This is a genomic window from Marinicellulosiphila megalodicopiae (assembly GCF_045862395.1).
Taxonomy (GTDB): domain Bacteria; phylum Pseudomonadota; class Gammaproteobacteria; order Pseudomonadales; family Natronospirillaceae; genus Marinicellulosiphila; species Marinicellulosiphila megalodicopiae.
Window position 1 is genome coordinate 1461112 of record NZ_AP023087.1, and the last position, 23064, is coordinate 1484175.

19 protein-coding genes are annotated in these 23064 nt (G+C 33.3%); 18 read left to right on the plus strand and 1 reads right to left on the minus strand.

The window, feature by feature from the left end:
* Nucleotides 1-50: 50 nt before the first annotated feature.
* From TYM08_RS06130 to TYM08_RS06175, 10 genes are read left to right on the plus strand one after another with little or no spacing between them, the layout of a single operon-like run.
* Nucleotides 51-995 (plus strand): hypothetical protein, encoded by a 945-nt coding sequence (locus tag TYM08_RS06130; protein WP_422382083.1) that lies wholly within the window; start codon nt 51-53, stop codon nt 993-995.
* Nucleotides 992-1720 carry a PilN domain-containing protein gene (locus TYM08_RS06135; RefSeq protein WP_422382084.1) on the plus strand — a complete coding sequence of 243 codons (729 nt, stop codon included), beginning with the start codon at nt 992-994 and terminating at the stop codon, nt 1718-1720. Before TYM08_RS06130 ends, TYM08_RS06135 begins: the two co-directional genes overlap by 4 nt.
* A complete protein-coding gene (locus tag TYM08_RS06140) occupies nt 1717-2367 on the plus strand; it encodes a hypothetical protein (RefSeq protein WP_422382085.1) in 651 nt (216 codons plus the stop codon). The genes TYM08_RS06135 and TYM08_RS06140 overlap by 4 nt, the downstream gene beginning before the upstream one ends.
* Nucleotides 2360-2860, plus strand: coding sequence for a hypothetical protein (locus TYM08_RS06145; protein WP_422382086.1), 501 nt, complete (start codon nt 2360-2362; stop codon nt 2858-2860). Before TYM08_RS06140 ends, TYM08_RS06145 begins: the two co-directional genes overlap by 8 nt.
* The gene (gene mshL, locus TYM08_RS06150) at nt 2853-4448 is read left to right on the plus strand and encodes a pilus (MSHA type) biogenesis protein MshL (RefSeq protein WP_422382087.1); all 1596 of its coding nucleotides are present in this window, start codon (nt 2853-2855) and stop codon (nt 4446-4448) included. Before TYM08_RS06145 ends, mshL begins: the two co-directional genes overlap by 8 nt.
* A 12-nt stretch (nt 4449-4460) precedes the next feature.
* Nucleotides 4461-5570: an ExeA family protein gene (locus TYM08_RS06155; protein ID WP_422382088.1), complete on the plus strand. Its 1110-nt coding sequence runs from the start codon at nt 4461-4463 to the stop codon at nt 5568-5570.
* Between the two features lie 19 nt (nt 5571-5589).
* Nucleotides 5590-6735, plus strand: coding sequence for a hypothetical protein (locus tag TYM08_RS06160; RefSeq protein ID WP_422382089.1), 1146 nt, complete (start codon nt 5590-5592; stop codon nt 6733-6735).
* Nucleotides 6732-7637 (plus strand): tetratricopeptide repeat protein, encoded by a 906-nt coding sequence (locus TYM08_RS06165; protein ID WP_422382090.1) that lies wholly within the window; start codon nt 6732-6734, stop codon nt 7635-7637. Before TYM08_RS06160 ends, TYM08_RS06165 begins: the two co-directional genes overlap by 4 nt.
* Entirely contained in the window at nt 7634-9547 is a 1914-nt protein-coding gene (locus tag TYM08_RS06170) for a GspE/PulE family protein (RefSeq protein ID WP_422382091.1), read from the plus strand. Before TYM08_RS06165 ends, TYM08_RS06170 begins: the two co-directional genes overlap by 4 nt.
* Complete coding sequence (locus TYM08_RS06175) at nt 9513-10757, plus strand: type II secretion system F family protein (RefSeq protein ID WP_422382092.1); 1245 nt, start codon at nt 9513-9515, stop codon at nt 10755-10757. Before TYM08_RS06170 ends, TYM08_RS06175 begins: the two co-directional genes overlap by 35 nt.
* A 79-nt stretch (nt 10758-10836) precedes the next feature.
* On the opposite strand, the gene TYM08_RS06180 is transcribed toward TYM08_RS06175, so the two are convergent.
* Complete coding sequence (locus TYM08_RS06180; protein ID WP_422382093.1) at nt 10837-11019, minus strand: hypothetical protein; 183 nt, start codon at nt 11017-11019, stop codon at nt 10837-10839.
* 347 nt (nt 11020-11366) lie between these two features.
* Here TYM08_RS06180 and TYM08_RS06185 point away from each other — a divergent pair, with 347 nt between their 5' ends.
* From TYM08_RS06185 to TYM08_RS06220, 8 genes are all read left to right on the plus strand, one after another.
* Nucleotides 11367-13139, plus strand: a complete 1773-nt coding sequence (locus TYM08_RS06185; protein WP_422382094.1) for an acyl-CoA dehydrogenase C-terminal domain-containing protein — start codon at nt 11367-11369, stop codon at nt 13137-13139.
* A 437-nt stretch (nt 13140-13576) separates the two neighbouring features.
* A complete protein-coding gene (locus TYM08_RS06190; protein ID WP_422382095.1) occupies nt 13577-15316 on the plus strand; it encodes an acyl-CoA dehydrogenase family protein in 1740 nt (579 codons plus the stop codon).
* Nucleotides 15317-15436: 120 nt separating this feature from the next.
* The gene (locus TYM08_RS06195) at nt 15437-16009 is read left to right on the plus strand and encodes a hypothetical protein (protein WP_422382096.1); all 573 of its coding nucleotides are present in this window, start codon (nt 15437-15439) and stop codon (nt 16007-16009) included.
* The gene (locus TYM08_RS06200; RefSeq protein WP_422382097.1) at nt 16009-18042 is read left to right on the plus strand and encodes a hypothetical protein; all 2034 of its coding nucleotides are present in this window, start codon (nt 16009-16011) and stop codon (nt 18040-18042) included. The genes TYM08_RS06195 and TYM08_RS06200 overlap by 1 nt, the downstream gene beginning before the upstream one ends.
* Nucleotides 18043-18522 carry a GNAT family N-acetyltransferase gene (locus TYM08_RS06205; protein ID WP_422382098.1) on the plus strand — a complete coding sequence of 160 codons (480 nt, stop codon included), beginning with the start codon at nt 18043-18045 and terminating at the stop codon, nt 18520-18522.
* Between the two features lie 18 nt (nt 18523-18540).
* On the plus strand, nt 18541-20643 hold the full coding sequence (locus TYM08_RS06210) for a hypothetical protein (protein WP_422382099.1): 2103 nt from the start codon (nt 18541-18543) through the stop codon (nt 20641-20643).
* Between the two features lie 193 nt (nt 20644-20836).
* Complete coding sequence (locus tag TYM08_RS06215; protein WP_422382100.1) at nt 20837-22606, plus strand: CHASE domain-containing protein; 1770 nt, start codon at nt 20837-20839, stop codon at nt 22604-22606.
* Nucleotides 22603-23031, plus strand: a complete 429-nt coding sequence (locus tag TYM08_RS06220) for a response regulator (protein WP_422382101.1) — start codon at nt 22603-22605, stop codon at nt 23029-23031. Before TYM08_RS06215 ends, TYM08_RS06220 begins: the two co-directional genes overlap by 4 nt.
* Nucleotides 23032-23064 lie beyond the last annotated feature (33 nt).

Below are 23064 nucleotides of genomic sequence, written 5' to 3' on the forward strand. Positions count from 1 at the left end.
GTGATTAAAAGCATGGCATAGATGTTTTAAAGAGGAAGTTTACTCTGAAAATGAAGTTCAAGCCAAATAATCAACCCACGCGCATGATTTGTTTTGAAATAAAACAAGAAGGCATTGCGATGGCAATGGTTGAAATTAAACGAAATGAACCGGCGATTATTCATGCAAATGCATGGATTGAGACGAAGAAATTCACTGTGCAAGAAGTGCAAAAAGTGATTGCTGAGTACAATTTAAAAGATTGGCCAGTAAGCATATTGTTACCAGAAGAGCAGTACCAAATTCGCTTGGTTGAAGTGCCTGATGTGGACGAAGATGATGTCGTTGATGCTATAAAATTAAAAGCTAATGACTTTATTTCTTATCAAATTGATGATGCGTTTGTTGATGTGCTGCCTATGCCTGAAAAAGCATTTCATGGGCGTCGTAAGATGGCTTTTGTTGTGATAGCAGAAGCAGAGCCAGTAATGGCAACCATCGATATTATTAAGCAAACAGGCTTAAGTGTGCATAGCGTAGATATAGCAGATCAAGCGCTGAGGAATTTGTCTAGTTATTGTAATAAACATCATAATTCAGGATTGTTATTAATCAGTTGGCAACATAGCCAAATCAACTTATGTCACGATCATAATTTAGTTGTGAATCGAAAAATTGATATTGGCAGTTTAGGATTGTTAGCAGAAGATCAGCCAGTAGAAAATCAACTGTCAGACAAAATTCAACACGATTCATTGGTGTTGGAAATTCAACGATCAATGGATTACTTTGAAAGCCAATTAGGATTAGGGGTGATCAATGAAATTTCGATTCTTTCGTTAATGGAATTGCCCAATTCTATCTATAATTTTTTAAATGATAATTTTAATGCAAATATTCATTATGTTGATATTGACGATGTATTTGTAATGGGCAAACAAAGTCAGCCTGAAATGTTGAGTCAATGTTATCAGGCACTAGGAGGGGCATTGCGCTATCACGGTGGAGTAGCATGAGTTCAATTCATAAGTCTCAAGTTAATTTATACCGTGAAAATGAAATCCAAAATAATGTTAAATTCAGCACATCCGCTTTATTTAAATTATTTATATTTCTAATGGTGGTGTTTGTAAGTTGGAATGCCTTTTTGTATATCCAACTTAATTTAGCCAAAGTGAGCACCCAGCAAGCATTTATACAGCAGCAGAATCAATATCAAATTTTAATTGACTATCAACAGCAGTTTCCAAATAAAATTACAAGTCTTAATTTAACGAATGTCCTGGAGGCCAAACAAAGTATATTGGCTGAAAAACAAATGATATTTGATGCGTTAACCTTTAGTGAAAATTCATCATTTATTGGATTTTATTTGTATTTTGATGCATTGGCAAAGGCTGATATAAATAATTTATGGTTAACAAATTTTACATTTTCCGATGCAATGCAATCAATGAAAATCAATGGTGTTGCTAAAAAAGCTACCGATGTAACGGATTATCTAAAATCTTTGCAACAAACTATTTTTTCAGGCTCAACTTTTAATGGGATTCAACTTTTTCCATTAAATGAAACTCAAAATGCCATCAGTTTTGAAATTAGTACGTCACAAGATTTCAAAGTCTCTAAAGAAAATACTCAAAAAAATGTAACCATAAAAACACCTAAGTGGTCTTCATTGGAAGAAAATTCAATCCGTGCTAAAAAATTAAGTGACAGTTTAATTGGAGGTGAACAATGATTAAATTGAAGGCACAAATTTATAAAATTACCACCAAATTAAATGAGGTTCCCATTGCGCATCGATTGTTTATTGCATTTATGCTGTGTTCAGCTATTTATGGGTTAAGTATCTTAACAGCAGTGGTGTTAAATTTTAATACATTGGAGCAAGTAAAAAAACAAGAAACTAAGTATGTGAATCAAGCCAAGCAGTTTGAATCTGATTTAACAAAATTAAAAGCCTTGGTGAATCAACCAGAAAAAGCATCATTAGAAGAAAAAATAAACATCACGGAATCAAAAATAAAAGAAGTGGACAGTCAAATAGAATTGATTACACGATTATTAATTGATCCAAAAACCATGACGTTACTTTTAGATTCTATAGTCAGTAAACAAGATCATCTTACGCTGGTTTCGTTAAAATCTGTTGACCATATCAAACAAGAAGCGCTGGGTTTATATCAGCACCAATTAGAAATAACGGTTGAAGGCAGTTTTTTAGACGTTGCTAAGTACTTACATGATTTAGAAGGTATGCCCTATAAAGTGTATTGGAAAAGCATTGATTATCAGACGATTAACGGTGCCAACACTTCACCTAATGCAGTGGTTGTATTAACGATTTATACATTAAGTCGTCAAGGAGGGTGGTTGGGTGTCTAATAAAAAAGGTATTCAAGATATTAAAATGATTAGAGGTGGGTGTTGTTTAATTATTTTATCTGTTTTGTGGGTATTCAGTGTCGAGTCATTTGCTCATACAAGCGCACATATTAAAACTGATCCAACAAAAAAAGATTTTAATTTAAACGAGATGGCAACAGTAAAAGCTAGCGTTCTAGATAAATCCGACTCTACTAAAGTTAAAAATAAAATAATAACTGAGAAACCAGTGATACCAATAGATGTGCAATACCATTTAGATTCAATTAGTTCAATTGGCGATAAAAAGCGCGCATTAATCAATAATAAATGGAGCGAAGTCGGCACAAAAATAGGTGTTATTGAATTGATGTCAATTCACACAACAAGCGTGATTGTAAAAAAAGACGATCAAACTTATGAATTGAAATTAAAACAATCAAAAAGTGTATTTGAAAAAAATAATCAAAATAAAGAATCAACCATTAAAGCAGTAGGTGATGAAAATGAATAACCCACATTCAGAAAGTTTTTATTCAAAAAGGTGGAGTTCAAATAGTATGTATGTCGTGTTATTGATGATGTCGTTTTGTTTGTTTGGCTGTGCTTCAATTGAAAAACTCGATATTCAACAAGAAAACTTTATGGATTCAAAAAATGAATTTGATCCAAATTTAAATGATGGTATTGATTATGATGGTATTGATGATGATGCAATGTTGAATTTGTTGGATGATAATATTATTGAAGAACAACCTGTTGAATTAAAATTAAGTTTTGATGTAAAACAAATGCCCGCTGCAATGTTTTTCGAAGATTTATCAAATAGCATTGAAATGAATATTTTGGTTGATCCAAGTGTGAGCCAGCGAATTACATTAAAACTTGATCAAGTCAGCTTGTCGTCTATTTTTAATGCCATTGAAGATAGTTATCATTTGGATATTAGAAAACACGAATATGGATATCGTGTGTTACCAAATTCTATTCAAACTCGAATTTTTACCATTAATTATTTGAATATTGCACGTAAAGGTAAATCCGATACGGGTGTCAGCAGTGGCAGTATTTCTGGTGAAAATACTCAGTCAAGTAAAGTAGAAACAAGTTATAACAGCGACTTTTGGCAAGAGTTAGAGCAAACTTTAAAAATGATGGTTTCTAATCCGTCCCCAAATTCTGTTGTGGTAAATCCACAAGCTGGCATGGTGATTGTGAATGCATTAACCGATGAACTAAAAACCATTGAATACTTTTTAAATAAAACAGAATTAAGTTCCAATAAACAAGTGATTATTGAGGCAAAAATATTAGAAGTCAGTTTGTCAGATCAATATAAAACAGGCATTAATTGGAATACATTTGCAAGTCAAGTTTCGCAAATTGGCAGTAATATTTTTAGCGGTAATCTTGATGGTAATATCGTACCACCAGTTAGTGATATAGGGGGTGTGTTTAATTTAAATGTGAATGCTGGAGATTTTTCAGGCATTTTACAATTGTTACAACATCAAGGAGAAGTTCAAGTGTTATCTACGCCAAGAATTTCTACTGTGAATAATCAAAAAGCAGTCATTAAAGTGGGCACAGATGAGTTTTTTGTGACGAATGTTTCGACAAACTCTTCTGATTCTTCCGATGACAGTGCATCAAGTACACCAAGCTTAAGTTTAACACCTTTCTTTTCTGGTATTGCTTTAGATGTGACACCACAAATCAGTGAAAATAATGAAGTGATTTTACATATTAAACCTTCCGTTACGGAAGTCGTTGAAAAAACGAAAGTCATTTCAATAGATAATAAAACTTACCAACTGCCTTTAGCATTTAGTTCGATTCGAGAATCCGACAGCATCATACGTGCTCAATCTGGTGAGATTGTCATATTAGGTGGATTATTACAAAACAAACAAAATAACAGTCAAACAGGGTTGCCTTGGTTTGCAAGGTTACCCATTATCGGAGGTTTGTTTGGCCAAACACAAGATGTGCGCGCAAAAAGTGAATTGGTGATTTTGCTTAAACCAATGGTCGTTGATGCCGATACATGGCGTCATGAAGTAGAAAAAACATTTGAGACTACTCAGTTTATTGAGAAGTAATTAGGAGTCAATATGTATACTAAATTTTATGGTCTTGAACAAATGCCATTTTCCATCAGTCCGGATACTTCATTGTATGTGAATTTACCTTCTCATAATCATTGTATGGAATTAATGAAATTCGCTATTGAATCAGGTGAAGGTTTTTTAAAAATTACTGGGGACGTTGGAACAGGTAAAACGATTTTATGTCGTAAAATTTTACATTATTTGAAACGTTGTAAATCAGAAGTAAGCGCTGAAATTGAACCAGTCAGTATTCAAAAAAGTGAAGTCAAACAGAAAAATAAAGTCGCGGTTAATGCAGGTGGTCAATATTCTTCAGGCACAATTCAAGTTAAATCTTCAATTAAAGATTGGGTGAATGAATATATTAATATTCCCAATCAAGAGAAAACTTTAAAACAGCAGGAAGAACAAAATAAATACGTTTGTGTTTATATTCCAAATCCTACCCTAAGCAAACGAGGTTTATTTCGACTTTTAGCAAAAGAATTAAAAGTGGATATCTCAGATCACATTACCGTTGAAGTTTTAATAGAGCGAGTGCATGCAAAGATATTAAATTTAAACTTAACCCATTCAAGTGTGGTTATTTTAATAGATGAAGCTCAATCGTTACCTGAGGAAACTCTGGAAGCGTTGAGGCTGATTACCAATTTTGAAACTGAAACTCATAAATTAGTCCAAGTGATTTTGATGGGACAAAGCGAACTGGATGAGTTATTAAATCAACATCGTTTTAGACAGTTGCGCCAACGAATTACGTTTAGTTTTCACCTTGACTCATTAACGGTTGCTCAAACTAAACAATATATTATGCATCGGTTAGGTCGATGTGGTTACAATTCAACTGGGATTTTTACAGAAAAACAATTTCATTTGATTCATAAGTATTCTAAAGGAATACCAAGAATGATTAATGTCTTATGTCATAAATGTTTATTGTATGCATTCTCACAAAACAGGAAAAAATTACAAAATACAGATATTAAACTTGCCATATATGACGATGAATTATTTGAACAACCTTCATATCAATCGGCTTTTTATTATTCAATTTTTGGTTTAATGACATTGAGTATTTTTACTTTGGCATTATGGTATAACTTCATTGTATAACTTCATTGTGTAGGCTGATATGAGTCATTATTCTGATATTTTAGATAATATTCATGCATTAAAAGCTACGAAACAATACGTAGGGTTTAACCCTATGTCGCAAAAAAATACAGCGCCTGATAATTTGAAGTTTATCTATGTGATTATGGCAGTGATAGCTTGTTTTTGTTTGGCTGTAATAATTTATATATGGGTACATAATTCTCAAAATGTTGGGGTGAGTTTGTCAAGTGTTGATTTAGTTACGAAAAATTCATCACTACAGAATATGCAACATAATCAAAGTGATATTAACCAAAAACAAGCAGGTGTTGAGTATGAGAATTTTGAAAGTTATGAGAGTAATGAAAGTTATGAGAGTAATGAGAGTAATGAGAGTCATGCGGAAACTTTTAATGAAACTTCTAACGAAAGTTCAAGTGCAGCTATAAATAAAAAGTCATCAAAATCAGTTGATTCCAAAATTAGTTTAATAATCCGAGATCCAAAAAATAGCATTGATCGTGAAAAAAATGAATCTGTATTTGGTGATGTTTATCCAAAAGTTACATCTGATGTGATAAATAAAAATATATTTGAAAAAAGTGACATAAACAATAAAGACAATTTAGATAATCGTATAAAAGAATCAAAAGAGTATTCTTCATTTGAAACCAATTCAGATTCGAATGTTTTATTTAGAACCAGTAATCAATCAAAACGCTCTGAGTTAAGTTCAGCTGAATTAAATTCAGCTGGGTTAAATTCAGCTGGGTTAAATTCAGCTGGGTTAAATTCAACTGAGCTAAATTCATTTGTTCAAACCTCTGCAAAAATGGATGTTCAACAAATATTGAATATGGTAAAAGATAAGAAATTTGATCAAGCTTTAGCGCAATCAGTGTATTTAAGTAATATGCAAAAGATGATGGTCCAAGCTAAAGTATTTGAGCAAACTGATCCAGATCAGGCAATTTTGCTATATCAAAAATTAATTCTAAATGAAAATAGCCCCATTGAGTATGTGTTAAAACTGGCAATATTAAATGAAAAGGTAGGTAATATTAACCAGGCATATTATTTTTATGACATGTTTGAAAGACACAATACTCAAGTAAATAAAAAAGTCCAGATTTTTGTTGAAAATAAAATACATAATTTAAAGAAGATTAGGAGTCGTCAATGAATTCTGATTCCTCAAAAGATAAAGAAAAACAATCCCTTTTAAGGGTTGAAGAAGATTCTGTGTTAGCGAATATATTGTTGGACTTAAATCTTGTTACAGAGACTCAAATTGATTTTGCAAACGATAAAATTATGCAAGGTGATCCAAGGCATATTGGATCTATTTTAGTTGAAGAAGATCATATTTCAAAATCCAAACTGATTACGACGATTGTAAAATATATTAATTTGCCTAAAGCACAGACCATGCTTGAAAAAAAGATTCTCCAACGTCAACAGCGTAATAAAAATGTAATAGGAAAAGGAATTGAAAATAATGTATCGCCCTATGTAATGGACGATTCAAAAGTGAAACAGGATTTATACTTTCATAATGGAAATGTTGAAATACTAGGGCCGGAATTAGACATTACACCATTTAAAAAATGCAAAATGGATGAGTTGCAAGTAGCGCAAATGGCACTAATGTTATTAGCGGAACAACAATGGGAAGAAACAGAAGAATATCTTATTGAAGCGATACATGACTTTCCTCAATCTGTCATTCTTCGTTATCAAATTATTTGGCTTTATAACGTTACTGGATTTCAAATCAAAGCCATTGAACACATTAGACTGATTGAAAATCAAGAAGTTGAAGAGGTGGTCGTATTTGAATTATTAGCCTGGACGATGCTTAAAAATAAAAAATATTTAGAGGCCATTCGCTTATATCAGCAGTTAAGTAAGTCAGAAGAAAAACAGTCAATTTGGTTTTATTTATTAGCGTATTGTTTATATCAAGAAAAACTTTATAAACAAGCGCGTAAAGTATTCAGTTATTTTTTAACTTTGGGATACGATTCAAATGATGTTATCAATAATGCAAATCAATATTTGGAAAAAATACAGGGGCAGTTATGACACAACAAAAACGGATTCGAATCGGTGATGTATTAGTTGACGAGAATATAATCTCTAATGACCAGTTAATGCTTGCTTTACAAGAACAAAAAACATCGGGGCACAAAATTGGACGTGTTTTGGTTGATATGGGATTGGTTGAAGAAAAACAATTATTAGAAACATTATCCAAACATTTGCGTTTACCATTTATAGAACTTAGACACTTTCAATTAGATCAAAAAATCATCAAACAATTACCTGAAAATAATGCACGTCGTTACCGAGTATTATTGTTGTCTAAATTAAATGATCAAACCATGCAATTGGCAATGGCCGATCCTATGGACTTGATGGCCATTGATGAGATTCAACGCATTATTGGTAAAACAGTCAGTCCAGTTATTGTCAGAGAATCTGAATTATTAGCGACGTTAGATATTGTTTATCGCAAACAAGATGAAATTGCTGAAATTGCAACTGAATTAGAAGGGGAGTTAAGCGATAGCGATTTTGATTTAAATAACTTAGCGGAACAAACTGACGTAACAGAAGCGCCTGTTGTGCGTTTATTACAATCTATTTTTGATGACGCAGTTCAAGCGAAAGCCTCAGATATTCATATTGAACCTGATGAATCTTCTATTCGAGTGCGTATGCGTATTGATGGCGTACTGCAAGAGCAAATAATGAAAGAAAAACGCATTGCAAGTGCCTTGGTGTTGCGTTTAAAAATTATGTCAAATTTGGATATTTCAGAAAAACGACTCCCACAAGACGGTCGATTTAATATTCGAGTTCATGATAAATCCATGGACGTACGTTTATCGACATTGCCCACTCAATATGGTGAGTCTGTGGTCATGCGTTTATTGGATCAATCTAATGCATTATTGACATTAGAAAAATTAGGCATGCCCGAGGATATTCGTAAACGTTATGAATTATTAATTGAGCGTCCTCATGGTTTAATTTTAGTCACTGGGCCAACGGGCTCTGGTAAAACCACTACCTTGTATGCCTCTTTAAATAAATTAAATAGCCCTCATCGAAAAATCATTACCGCTGAAGATCCAATTGAGTATCGTTTGTCTCGAATCAATCAAGTCCAAGTGAATAGTAAAATTGAATTATCATTTGCAAGTATTCTACGCAGCGCATTACGTCAAGACCCAGACATTATTTTGGTAGGGGAAATGCGAGATCAAGAGACCATTAATATTGGTTTACGTGCGGCATTAACCGGTCATATGGTGTTATCAACCTTGCACACAAATGATGCTATTTCTAGTGCTTTACGATTAGCGGATATGGGGGTCGAGCCATTTATGGTGGCTTCAGCATTGCGCGGAGTTGTCGCTCAACGCTTAGTTAAAAAAGTTTGCATAAATTGCAAACAACCCTATACACCTACTGCTCAAGAAAAAATGTGGATGGGACATTTAGAAAAATCCTTTAAAAAAGATATATCCACAAGTGATAAAATTCAAATTAATGATCAACTGACGGATTTAGACCCAACTGAAATGTTAACGATGGATCAATCGGTGGAGATAAATAATGAGATTTTGGAACTGGATGAACCAGATGTGATAAGCCATTTAGAAAAAGAAAATATCGATTCAGTTAGTAATCCAATCACTACACAAACGCAGTTTCAATTTTATAAAGGAACGGGTTGTTATCAATGCAATAACACAGGGTATTCTGGGCGAATTGGGATTTATGAACTACTTGAGTTTAATGATGAAATGTTAACGCATTTAAGAAATATGGATCATAACGGATTTATAAGATCTGCAAATAACCATCCTTATTTTATTAGTTTGTCTGAGCGAGCATTAATGTATGCACGAACTGGTGAGACGGATTTGACTGAAGTATTTAGAATCAGTAGTGACTTGGAAGATCGAAGCAATGATGAAATATAAATACAGAGGCCAAGATGGTTCGGGAAATTCAGTTACAGGACAATTACAAGCAAAATCCAAACACGATGTGCTCAATGAATTAAAACGAAAACAAATTATTCCTATTTTAATTTCACAAGACAATGGCGGTTTTGATTTAAGTTTTGATATTTCATCTGTTTTACCTAAGCCTAAAATCAAAGAAGATGACTTGATTATTTTTTCAAGACAGATGTATGCATTAACTCGATCGGGTATTGCCATAACAAGAGCCATCAGTGGATTAGCTCAGTCCTCACGATCCGCTCATTTAAGAGAGATATTGATTAAAGTAAATAGCAGTCTAACAGGGGGTAATACACTAGCAAACAGTTTGTCTGCTTATAAATATGTATTTGGAGAGCTTTTTATTTCAATGGTGCATGTAGGTGAAACTACTGGTCGATTGGATTTAGCCTTTAAACAATTAATTGATCATCTTGAGTTAGAAAAAGAAACACAGAAAAAAATGAAATCCGCCACGCGTTACCCAATGATGGTCACCATTGCAATTGCTATTGCATTAGTTGTAGTTAATTTATTCGTGATTCCAAAATTTGCAAAAATATTCAGTAAATTTGGTAATGAATTACCAATGCCTACCAAAATATTAATGGGCACCAGTGAGTTTTTTGTACAATTTTGGCCACTGCTTTTAGCGGTGTTAATCATCAGTATAATTTCTTGGAAGATTTACGTTCGTACTGAAAAAGGCATTTTATTTAAAGACAGCTTGATATTAAAAATTCCAATCGTAGGTCCTATTTTTACAAGAATCACCCTTGGAAGATTTGTAAGGCCCTTTGCTATGATGCTGCATTCTGGTGTGCCAATGTTACAAGCACTAAGTGTTACTGCTCGGGCAGTTGGGAATCAAAAAATAGGCAATGCAGTATTGAGTATGAAAAATGGTATTGAACGGGGCGATACTCTTTTAAAAACAGCAGCCAGTACAGGTGTTTTTAATAATTTAGTATTACAAATGATGGCCGTAGGGGAAGAAACTGGGCAGGTAGCTGAATTATTAGAAGAGGTTGGGGATTTTTACGAGCAAGAAGTAGAGTACGATTTAAAGCGACTGGCTGAATCCATAGAACCAATTTTGTTGGTGTTTATGGGGGTTATGGTTTTAGTGCTTGCGCTGGGTATCTTCTTGCCAATGTGGGATTTAAGTTCAACCATGGGTGGGTAATAATTTTATTTCAAGCAAAAAAAACGAGATTAAATTCAACATTTAATCTCGTTATAGGGATATACAATCCATTAAAATTTCAAATAGAAGCAGTGTAGCGAACTTTTAGTGACGCTTTGTTAAATAACTGCCCATTAATAGGAAATGCTAATAAATACCCGTCTTTTGGGTAATTAGCGCTGACCATATAACGATGTCCTCGTATTTTTATTTCATCACCAATGTATTTTTTATGCCATTGTTCTTTTTGCATTGTTTCCATTGTCCCTTCCCCTAATGCTAACTGTGGAATGTTATATTTTCTATATCGGCATTTTGTTATTTGGCTTTAATATTATTTTTACATTTGTTAACTCATCTTCCTTTTTTATGATGATTACACACTCGATGTTAGTCATGAAAGTATAAATGAGAATATAAAAAGAAGTATAAAAGTGACTTTAAAATGACTTGATTCACTATTTACACAGATATTCGTTTGTAACTCGGCATAGTTAAAATCACTGACTATACTTATTGTTACAAATCTGATTGTTACAAATCTGATTGTTATAAACTTATTGTTACAAATATTTTTCTTAACTTATTTGACCATATTCTGGAGTCAATATGCACCAATACAAAGCGCCCATAGAAGACATTCATTTTGTTTTAGATAGTTTAGATTATTCAAAACACTGCCAAACCATAGGAGCAACAGAGGCCAGCGATGATATGGTTGAAGCCATTTTGGAAGAGGCTGCAAAATTTTGTGAACAGGTATTAGCGCCTTTGTATCAAGTGGGAGATCAAGAAGGCTGTCAATTTGATAACGGTGTTGTAACAACGCCTACTGGTTTTAAAGCTGCTTATGAACAATGGGTTGAAAATGGTTGGCCATCTCTTGCACAAAAAGAAGAATTTGGTGGGCAGGGTATGCCTGAGTCGTTAGGCAATGTGATCAATGAATTAGGTGGAAGTGCAAACTGGGCTTGGGCTATGTATTCAGGTTTAAGTCATGGGGCAATGAATACTTTAGAAATGCATGGAACAGACGAACAAAAAGAAGAATATTTAACTCCACTAGTGAGTGGGCAATGGACAGGCACAATGTGTTTAACAGAACCTCATTGTGGAACAGATTTGGGATTATTAAAAACCAAAGCGACACCACAAGATGATGGCAGTTATAGCATAGAGGGAACTAAAATTTTCATATCTGCAGGTGAGCATGATTTAGCAGAGAACATCGTTCATATTGTAATAGCAAGGATGCCAGATTCTCCAGAAGGCAGTAAAGGGATTTCTTTATTTGTGGTACCAAAGTTATTAAATGGTGAAGCCAATCATGTTAGTTGTGGGTCGTTAGAACATAAAATGGGCATACATGGCAACGCAACCTGTGTGATGAATTTTGACGGTGCAAAAGGGTTCTTAATAGGTCCGAAAAATAAAGGGCTAAATTGCATGTTCACCTTTATGAACTTCGCAAGATTGGCAACAGCGGTTCAAGGTTTAAGTACTATGGAACTGGCGTATCAAGGTTCACTTGCCTATGCAAAAGACCGTCGTGCTATGCGTGCGATGACAGGAACAAAATCCCCAGACCAACCGGCAGATTTAATTATCGAGCATGCAGATGTGCGACGTATGTTATTAACACAAAAAGCCTTTGCAGAAGGTTCGCGTATGTTGATATACCAATTAGGTATGTTTGTGGATATTGCCAAACAAGAACAAGATAGTCCTGAAAAAACAAGAGCCGATGAATTTTTAGGATTATTAACGCCAATCGCTAAAGCATTTGTTACTGAGGCAGGGTTTGAATGTGCAAACTTAGGAATGCAAGTGTTTGGTGGGCATGGATATATTAAAGAATGGGGCATGGAACAAATTGTTCGTGATAGCCGTATCTCAACATTATATGAAGGCACAACAGGGATTCAATCTTTAGATTTACTGGGGCGAAAAGTGCTGTCTAATCGAGGGCAGGTATTAAAAAAATACACAAAAGAAATGCAAAGTTTTTGCAAACAAGCTAAATCCATAAAAGAAATGAAACCTTTTACGAATCGCTTAATAAAAATGAGTAAAGAATGGGGGTGGATGACACTTAAAATCGGATTAAAAGCGCGTAAAAATCGAGACGAAGTCAATGCAGCATGCGTTGAGTATTTAATGTATTCAGGTTATGCAGTACTTGCTTATATGTGGGCGCAAATGGCATATAAAGCGATGCAAGCATTAGAAGATCCAAATTGTGAAAACAAACAACAGTACATTAATAAAATACAAACCTGTGAATTTTATTATGAGCGTCTATTGCCAAGAACCCGCGGATTTAAAGATTGTTTGTTAGGTGGATCAAAAACATTGATGCAAATGTCTGCGGATGATTTTTAAGTTGCTCTTTAAGTTGCTCTTTAAGTTTAATTAATCGAAAAGATGATTAATTAAACGCTTGGTGAACATTCTGGCTGAAGGGAACCTTCTTTGAATGTTCAGTCGCTCTTTAAGTTTAATTAATCGAAAAGATGATTAATTAAACGCTTGGTGAACATTCTGGCAGAAGGGGACCTTCTTTGAATGTTCAGTCGCTCCTTAAGTTTAATTAATCGAAAAGATGATTAATTAAACGCTTGGTGAACATTCTGGCAGAAGGGGGACCTTCTTTGAATGTTTAGTCGCTCTTTAAGTTTAATTAATCGAAAAGATGATTAATTAAACGCTTGGTGAACATTCTGGCAGAAGGGGACCTTCTTTGAATGTTCAGTCGCTTTTTGTGCTTTTGTGCTTTCGTGCATGGGTAAGGTTTTTTATATTATTGTTTAGAGGTTTTTATGAGTATTTACCAAGCGCCTATTGAAGATTATCAATTTTTATATCGTGACGTTTTTAAGTTAAACGAGTTTTGGCAGCATTCTACTAACTTTACCGATGCCACTGACGATATGGTGGATTCTATTTTAGATGAAGCTGACAAAATTTGCAGGCAGGTATTGTTGCCTATTAATGCCTCAGGTGACGCAGAAGGTTGTCATTTTGATTTAACACAAACCCCACCTGTGCATACACCCAAAGGATTCGTAGAAGCCTATCAATCATTTTCTGAAAACGGCTGGTTTGGTTTGTGCGGTTCTCAAGAATATGGTGCCATGGGATTTCCAAAATCCGTAGGAGTTATGTTTGAAGAAATGCTTTACGCAACAAATTGTTCATTTACGTTGTATTTGGGGTTAACCACAGGCGTTTCACAAGCATTACTTAATCATGCAAGTGATGAATTAAAGCAAAAATATCTACCTAAGTTATACAGTGGTGAATACTCAGGAAGTATGTGTTTGACTGAACCCCATGCAGGTACAAATTTAGGATCCATTCGTACTAAAGCGGTACCAATTTCAGCAACAGACCAATTTGAAATTACAGGTAATAAAATATTTATAACAGCAGGAGAGCACGATCTAAGTAAAAATATTATTCATTTGGTTTTAGCCAGAATTGAAGGTGAGCCTGAAGGAAATAAAGGCATTTCATTATTTTTAGTCAGTAAATTTAATGAAGATGAGCAAGGTAATTTAACCAATAATAATCATGTGCAATGTACAAATATTGAACATAAAATGGGCATCAAAGCCAGTGCTACCTGTGCGTTAAGTTTTGAGAAATCCAAAGGAGTGTTAATTGGTAAAAAAAATCAAGGGCTACAAGCGATGTTTACCATGATGAATTTTGAACGATTATCTATTGCCGTACAAGGTTTGGGATTAGGGGATATCGCATGGCAAAATGCACTTGAATATGCAAAAGAGCGTGAGCAGGGCCAAACCAAATATGGGAATAATTTATTAGCATTTGGCGATGTGCGCAGAATGCTTAAAGTTCAAGAGGTATTATCTCAAGGCGCTCGTTGCTTAGCGATATTTATTTCTCACAAATTAGATCAATACAAAGACACTCAGGATGAAAAAATAAATAGTCAGGTGGCTTTGTTAACCCCAGTTGTTAAGGCTTTTTTAACCGACAGAGGGTTTGAATCGACAGTGCTAGCTCAACAAATATATGGCGGTCATGGTTTTATACAAGAAACCGGAGCTGAGCAATATGTGCGTGATGCACGAATTGCTCAAATTTATGAAGGAACAAATGGTGTCCAGGCTCTTGATTTTTTAGGTCGAAAAGTGGCTTTTGATCAAGCTGTTGTATTGAAAAAATTCACAAATGAGCTATTTGCTGAAATGCAAACGTGGCAATTAGAGGATCAATTTGTCAATTACAGTGAACAATTGGAGTTGGGCTTTACTGAGTTTTTGAGTTGCACGAATAAGTTATTAGCGCAAAAGGATAAATTGGATTTTACAATTAATGCAGTTTGCACCGATTATTTGGATGGGTTTGGGTATTTGATGTATGGTTATTTTTATTTAAAAATGATTAATCAAATTGACTCTGGCTCTCAGCGAACTGAATTTATTGAAAATAAAAAGCAAAACACACACTTTTATTTCCAAAAACTCTTCACACGAATGAAAATGCATGTCCAAAATGTGAATAACGGTGCACAATCTTTACTGCATTAATATCCAGTTTTTATTTTGAGTATAAAAATATACTCTAAGTTTTGATTATAGCGTTGTAATAGCGTAGAAACCCTTGCCTGTAGTATGTTAAAGTGCCATCTTTTGTTAGGAAAACACAAGATGGCACATTTAATATCTAAAACCCTTCCCTTCTTTGTGTTGGGTGCTTTCTCCAGTTCCCATGTATTCGCTGAATCTGTTACTCGTTCAATTCACTTTGATGCCTATCAGGCATATTTAGGTAATGTTGCCATGGAAATTAATTTTCCTATTAGCGATAATATTTTATTTGGTGGTCAGGTCAATTCTGGGAATCATTATTTTGATAATGAACCCAATCATATAATTAAACAAAGACAGTCAACAAATGGATTTAGGCTGGAGTACAATTTCAGTGGAATAGGACAATCTGGAATAATTGCAGACAGTACTTTTGGCAAAGGATTATTAGTAGATCAATTTTCAAAAGATGGAAATAAATGCGAACAAATTCAAGATTATTTCTATTCAAGTTTTGGCGTGGGTTATAAAGCAATGATCACCAAACAAATAGTGATTCGTGCTTCTTTAAAATACCAATCCACGATAGAGCCTAAAATCAATACGGTGTGTCAATCTACCAGTTACAACGAAGTGATTTCTCAGCCCGTTGCTGAAGTCATTCCTGAAATCACAATAGGAATGCAATTATAATGATAAGTTTAAAGAAGGCGAGTATTGGGATTTTCAGTTGTTTGTGTATTAGCGTTTCTGCATTTGCGGCAAAAACAACACAGGAATTTTTTGATTTTTCAAAGCAAAATGCCCCAATAGATACCTTGATGTATATTCAATCGAGCTTTTCCAAAAATAATTTAGATCAAACAATTGAAAATTTAAACGACGAGCGTGTTTTTCATAATGAACAGTTGTCTGAATTAACTAAGTTTTATAGAAGTATATTGTTAGATATGAAAAATTATATTTCTAACGATCAATTAAATCAGTTAATTCAAGATTATGGTTTTACCCAGACTATCGATTATGCAGTTTACTTTGAAGGTCCTGCTCCTGTTTTGCATATATCACTGAATGATGCCAATAAATTTTCAAATAAAGTTCAGGAAAATTTAAAAAAAAATGAAATAACTTTTACAAATAGAAAAATTAAAGGGCGTGATTTTTTAGTATCGGATATCCTCTTAAAAAACGTTGATGTGATGAATGTAATATACATTCAGGAATCAGTTGCAACATTTGCTGTTATTCCTAAAAACTATAGCGATGAACAAATATTAAATGTAATGGGGGTGATAAAAGGTGAACATAGTTTATATACACAACAAACCATAACTGTAATGGAGAATAAATACGGTTATAAAGACGTTTCTTCAGGGTTTTTTAATATCAAACAAATAGCTCAAACACTTTTTGGAAAAAATGAAAGCATTAGTAGTGAATTTTTATTCGGTATTGATAAAAAAATTGATAGCCAATTAAGCCAAGATTGTAAAAATGAAATACTGACATTAATAGATACTACGCCAATATTTATGTTTGGATATAAGCAAAACTCGCTATCGGCTACCAATATGTCTTTTGATGTTTCAGGATTATTTGAAATCAATGAATCTTCTTTAAGAAATGAGCTGAGTTCATTAAGTGGGCATTTAATGCCGATTAATCCAGATGCTGCGTTTTCACTTTCAGTTGGTTTGAATATTAATAATTTAATATCAACTGCAACTGCATGGCAACAACGAGCTAAAAATACTAAATATAAATGTAACGCTCTAGCAAATATTATGACGGTGCTAGCAGATGAGTCTTATTTACAATTTGTAGCGCTATTAAGTACGGTACAAAGTATAAAAGGTCTGCATGTTTCTTTTTATGACTTAGATCTTTCTGAATTTTTAATTGGGAAAATGAAAACCGATATGCTTGTAAGTGTGACAAGTGAGTATCCACAATTATTATTGTTATTAAGTAAAACCGTACCGTTTTTATCTAATATTAAAATTCCAATGGATGGCAGTTCAACAATTGTACCCACTTCTATTAACTTTGATCCACCTTTAAAAGCTTCGATGCAAGGCAAACATATTTTTGTTTATTCAGGTGACCAGTCTGAGCAATATGTGTCTCAATTAGCCAATGTTAAAATTAATAAACAAGGAATCACTAACGCCTCTGTGGATTATGTAAAATTTACAGATGTCTATTTGAATAATTTACAATATATTGCTCAAAGCTCAAATAAATCTCAAAGTAAATGCATTGACGAGTATAAAAATTTTCTAGATTTTAAAAACTTAGAAGCTAAAATGGGATTTGAATTTAAAGCAGACAATCAAGGAGTGTTCAGTGATTTAAATATGAGCACCAATAATGAAATTGTATTTGATTCGATCAAAACTGGTAAGTTAGATGTGATGCATTTAAATACAGCTTGTCAGTGGGAAATTCTTGGTAAAGAAACATTTAATAAAGATAACACCGGTGGATATCAAGTCAAAGATTCAAACAATCAATGTGATTTATCAGTTGTTGAATACTCATGGAGTATCAATGAAAATGCAATTGATATTGTCGAACATAAAAGTCAATCTCGCGAACATTGCCAGCAAGAATTACAAGCGAGTGAAAATAATCAATACAGTTGTTTATTATTAGAAAGCACACAGGACGGATTTATTTGTTATGTTCAAAAAGACGGGATTGTGGATTTATATAGGTATCAATAGATGTTTCATATCGAAAAAGTAAATTATGAAGATGCAAAGCAAGCAGAAGAGTTATTGTTTCTATTAAATGAATACGCAATGGATGTTATGGGCGGCGGGGAGCCAATTTCAGCTTACTGTCGAATCCATTTAATTGATCAGCTTAGAAAAAATGATTCTGCAGTTTCATTTATTCTGTACGATGAAAAAAAAGCAATTGGTTTTGCAAATTGTTTTATGGGATTTTCAACGTTTGCCTGTAAGCCATTATTAAATATCCATGATTTTGCTGTAATAGGAGATTACCGAGGTAAGCACTTAAGTCAAAAATTATTACATGAAATAGAGCAATACTCTGATTTAAAAGGTTGCTGCAAAATAACATTAGAAGTATTAGAAAATAACGTAGCAGCTAAAAAAGCCTATTTAAATTACGGATTTAAAGGTTACGAATTATTAGAAGACAGTGGGCCAGCTGAATTTTGGCAAAAAATAATTTAAACAATAACGAGAAAAAACATGAAAAAAATGAAAATATTAGGAATCGTATTAATTATCGCTGTATTTGGATATGTAGTAGGTGCTCGTTATACAAACGACTCTAAAAATGTATTAAATACCATGCGTCAACATGCACCTGCACATACATTAATGTATTTAGAGAGTCAGTCTAATTCTGCATTTATAGAATTTATGGATCAATATATAGAAACCATCAATCAATTAATCCCTGAATTAACTGAGCAACTAGATACTTCTCTCATGCCAGAAAAATTAGCTGAATTTTATAGTGGTTATTTTGAATTATTCAGTACTTTATCTAAAGATGGTATGGCTGGAATGTATGAGAAATTTTCCATTGCATTAGATGGATACAGTGTATTTTATTTAGATGGTTTAATGCCTGTCATGCATGTTGAAATTATCGATAAAGAAAAATTCGAAATGACTTTTAACGAATTTTCAAAATCTTTGCAATCTATTACTGTGGCATCAGTAAACGTAAAGGCTTGGCCAATTCCTGGTACCGATTTAAAAGTGGTAATTCATAACAATGAACAATTCGTTACCATTGCTTTGATTGATGATAAATTTGATGAACAACGAAAAGCCAAAATATTAGCACTCACAGCAGAGGAACAATCTATTATTGATACTAAAGAGCTTGTGCGTATTAATGAGCAATATCAATATAATATGGTTCAAGGCTTTATTAATATTGAACAAATTGTTGCTTCTTTATTAGGAGAAAATTTAAACGTTGAGCAAGATATTAATGCATTTGGTTTTGACAGGTTAGATAGCATCAATGCTTCAATTAGCAATGAATGTAAAAATGAATATTTACAAATTATTAAAACGACACCTAAAATTGTTTTTGGAGCAAAAAACATTGTTTTGACTCAAGATAATTTAACAATGGATTTTAATTCAACATTAGAAATTCATAATTTGGAATTAGCTCAAAGTTTAATGACGTTAAATGGACATATTCCAGAATATGTGAATTCGACGGATGCGATGTTCAGTTTTTATTACGCATCTGAACTTTCCAATGTGGTGGGTTTTATGAATAAATGGGTTCCAGTATTAAGTTCAAGCACTTTTGAATGCGATCATTTATTAACCTTGCAAGAAAATGTGTCCCCTTCTTTAATTTCAAAAGCTGCATTAGGCATGCAAATGGTTAAAACAATTAAATCAATTGGCGGTACTTTATTTAATGCAGACTTGGGTAAAATGAATGACTTTAAAGGTTTGGATGCATTAGTGTCTGTTCATTCTTCAGATCCTAAAAATTTAGCATTATTAGCTTCGAATGTTCCGCAATTGCAAGGAGTGAAAATCAGCCAAACTCCCGCTGAAATTCCTTTAATGAGCATGATGTTTTCAGATGAAGAAGCATTTGTACAAATAGCTGGTAATGCAATTGTTGCTTATTCAGGCGATCAATCACAATTATTAGTTGAACAAATAAGCGCTGAATCTTTAAATCAAAATGGCCTAATAGCGATGCGTATTGATTATGCCGATTATATGGATTTGATGATGGGCGCAATATATAGCGGAAATTTAAGTGGTGTATTAAGTGCTGATCAATGTTTGAACTCTTACAAAAGCATGAGTTTAATGAAAGATTTCATAGGTTATATGACAATGAATTTCGCATTTAGCGAAAATGGCTTTGAAATGAATTATTCTTTGGAATATAACAAAGTGCAATTACAAGACAGAATTGAACCAGGCACTTATGAGCTAACGATTTTTGATGATTGTTCTTGGACCGATCCAGATAAAGAAATAATTCATTCAAATGGGACTGGATATTATGAAGTAACCGAAATTGATGAGTACAGTGATGAGTCTTGTATCATCATTCAGGCCGATTACAATTGGACCCAAGAGAATAATAGTTTTAAATACACAGAAACTAATTATGAGTATCGTGATTATTGCGAAGATGAGTTCATAAAAGAGGACGTTAGTGTGCTTGAATCTTACGATTGTGAAATATACAAAATTAATGCAAGCGGGTTTGAATGTACCTATTATGATGAAGAATATGACATGCGTTCTTTATATCGATATCGTTTAATGGACAAGGAAATACAAACTCAATAAATTAGAGTTAAATAAATAAACGAGCAGGCTTAGAAATAAGACCTGCTTTTTTTATACCTTGAATTTATATTAAAGCTGGTTTTGAGCTTAGAGTTTAGTAAAGATAAAATAGAATAACAAAAACATACTAATTATTTCATAATCTTTCGCATGTACTACACTTTATATATGGTCGTTTTTAACAAAAATTTATATGAAATTAGGGGCTGAATTGGAATATATTGAAGATAGTGATTATAAACAATTAGTGAAATCATCAAAGTTAAATAAAGTGCATTGGTTTATTATTAGTTTTTCTTTGATTCTCACTCTTTTTGTTTGGCAATTTTTAAAGTTTCAAGTTGAAATTCGTAAAGCTGATAAATTCAGTCTTTATGCGGATCAAACTATTTTATTAATAGAAGAGCGTTTAAATTTATATAAAAATGCACTCACAAGCGCAAAGACCTTTGTAGACAATGCCGGAAAGAGTTTCGATCACTCTAAATGGCAGGAATTTTCAAATATCTTAAAAATAGAAGAAAACTATCCCGGTGTGAATGGAATAGGGGTGATTTTTAAAATTAATGAAGACAATCTCGATGCGTTTACAAAACAACAGCAACAAACACGTCCATATTTTGGGGTTTATCCTAATACTGAATCGAAAGAAAAATGGCCAATTACGTTTATTGAACCAGAACTTCCAAATTTTAAAGCGATAGGGCTTGATGTTTCTTTTGAAAAAAATAGGTTGGCGGGTGTAAAGAAAGCAGTTGAAACGGGGCAGCCGACTATAAGTGGCCCTATTGTGCTTGTTCAGGATGCCAAACAAACACCAGGGTTTTTATTTTATGTGCCTTTTTATAAAGACGGGCTGACGTATAACTCCAAACAAATGCGTGAAGACAATGTTTTGGGGGTGGTTTATGCCCCGTTTATTATGAGTGACTTAATGATCGGGTCTATTTCTCATGATAATTTATTTGTAAGCTTCGCTATTTTAGATGGTGATGATGTGTTGTATCAAGATGAGAATTTACCTACTGCTCATGAAGCCTTTTTAACAAAGAGTATAACTAAAAATGTGTTTGGCAGACAGTGGGTATTTAGTGTTACAACAAATGATAGTTTTGAAAATTCGAACACCAATAATCAACCATTATTTGTTTTGATAGGTGGGTTGATAATTAATATTTTATTATTTTTATTATTTATATTTTTAGCAAAATCTAACAAGCTTGCATTAAGTTATGCCGATTCCGCATTAAAAAAATTGAATGAAAAAACAGTGATGCTAGAGAACTCAAATCACGATCTTGAGCAGTTTTCATATGTGGCCTCTCATGATTTAAAGTCTCCTATAAATAGTATTAATCAAATTGGACAGTGGCTAGAAGAAGACTGTGGCGATATTTTACCTGATAAATCTAAGGAGCATTTAAAGCTGTTACGATCTCGTACTGCCCGCATGATGAAGTTACTTGATGATATTTTGAACTACTCAAGAATCAAACAAATTAATTCTGATTATGGGGAGGTTAATTTGCGTGAATTTGTGGAAGATATTTTAAGTGTGTATGACTTAAAGGAGCGATACGTTATTGATGTGGAGAATAAAAGTATTTTCGTACAAAAATCCCCATTAGAAATTATCTTAAGAAATTTAATAACTAACTCAATTAAACATCATGACCAAGACCATGGAACGATCGTCATCCATCACGAACTTTCAAGCTTAAACCATCATGTTTTTACTGTGAGTGATGATGGACCTGGAATACCTGAAGATTTATACGATAAAGCACTTGAAATGTTCCAAACTTTAAAATCAAGAGATAAAGTGGAAGGAAGTGGGATGGGGTTGACGATGATTCAAAAAATCATTTCTCAAAATAAAGGAACCTTTGAGCTGCTTCAAAATAAACCTAATGGGTTAGTTGTTAAATTTTCATTACCCAATCAAATTGAGGATAAAGCATGAATACACCTGCACAAGAAGTCACATTGTTTCTAATTGAGGATGATGATGTTGATGCTATGATGATAGAACGTAGCTTCGAAAAAAACAAAATTGCCAACAAAATTGTAAGAGCGATTGATGGCGTGGATGCATTTGAGAAGTTAGAAAGTAATTTTGTTACTAATCCTTTTGTGATTTTACTGGACTTACAAATGCCGCGTATGAATGGATTAGAATTTTTAACGAAACTTCGCGCAAATGATAAATACAGTGCTTTGGTGGTATTTGTATTAACCACTTCTGAAAATGAAAATGACATTCTAGCGTCATACAAACAGCATATTTCCGGTTATTTTGTAAAAGGTAAAGTAGGCGATAATTTTATAGATATTGTGAATACGTTAAATAGCTATTGGAAAATTGTACACCTTCCAAATCCCGTCTAAGCTTAATATACTAATACTAAAAGGTTTTGTGTT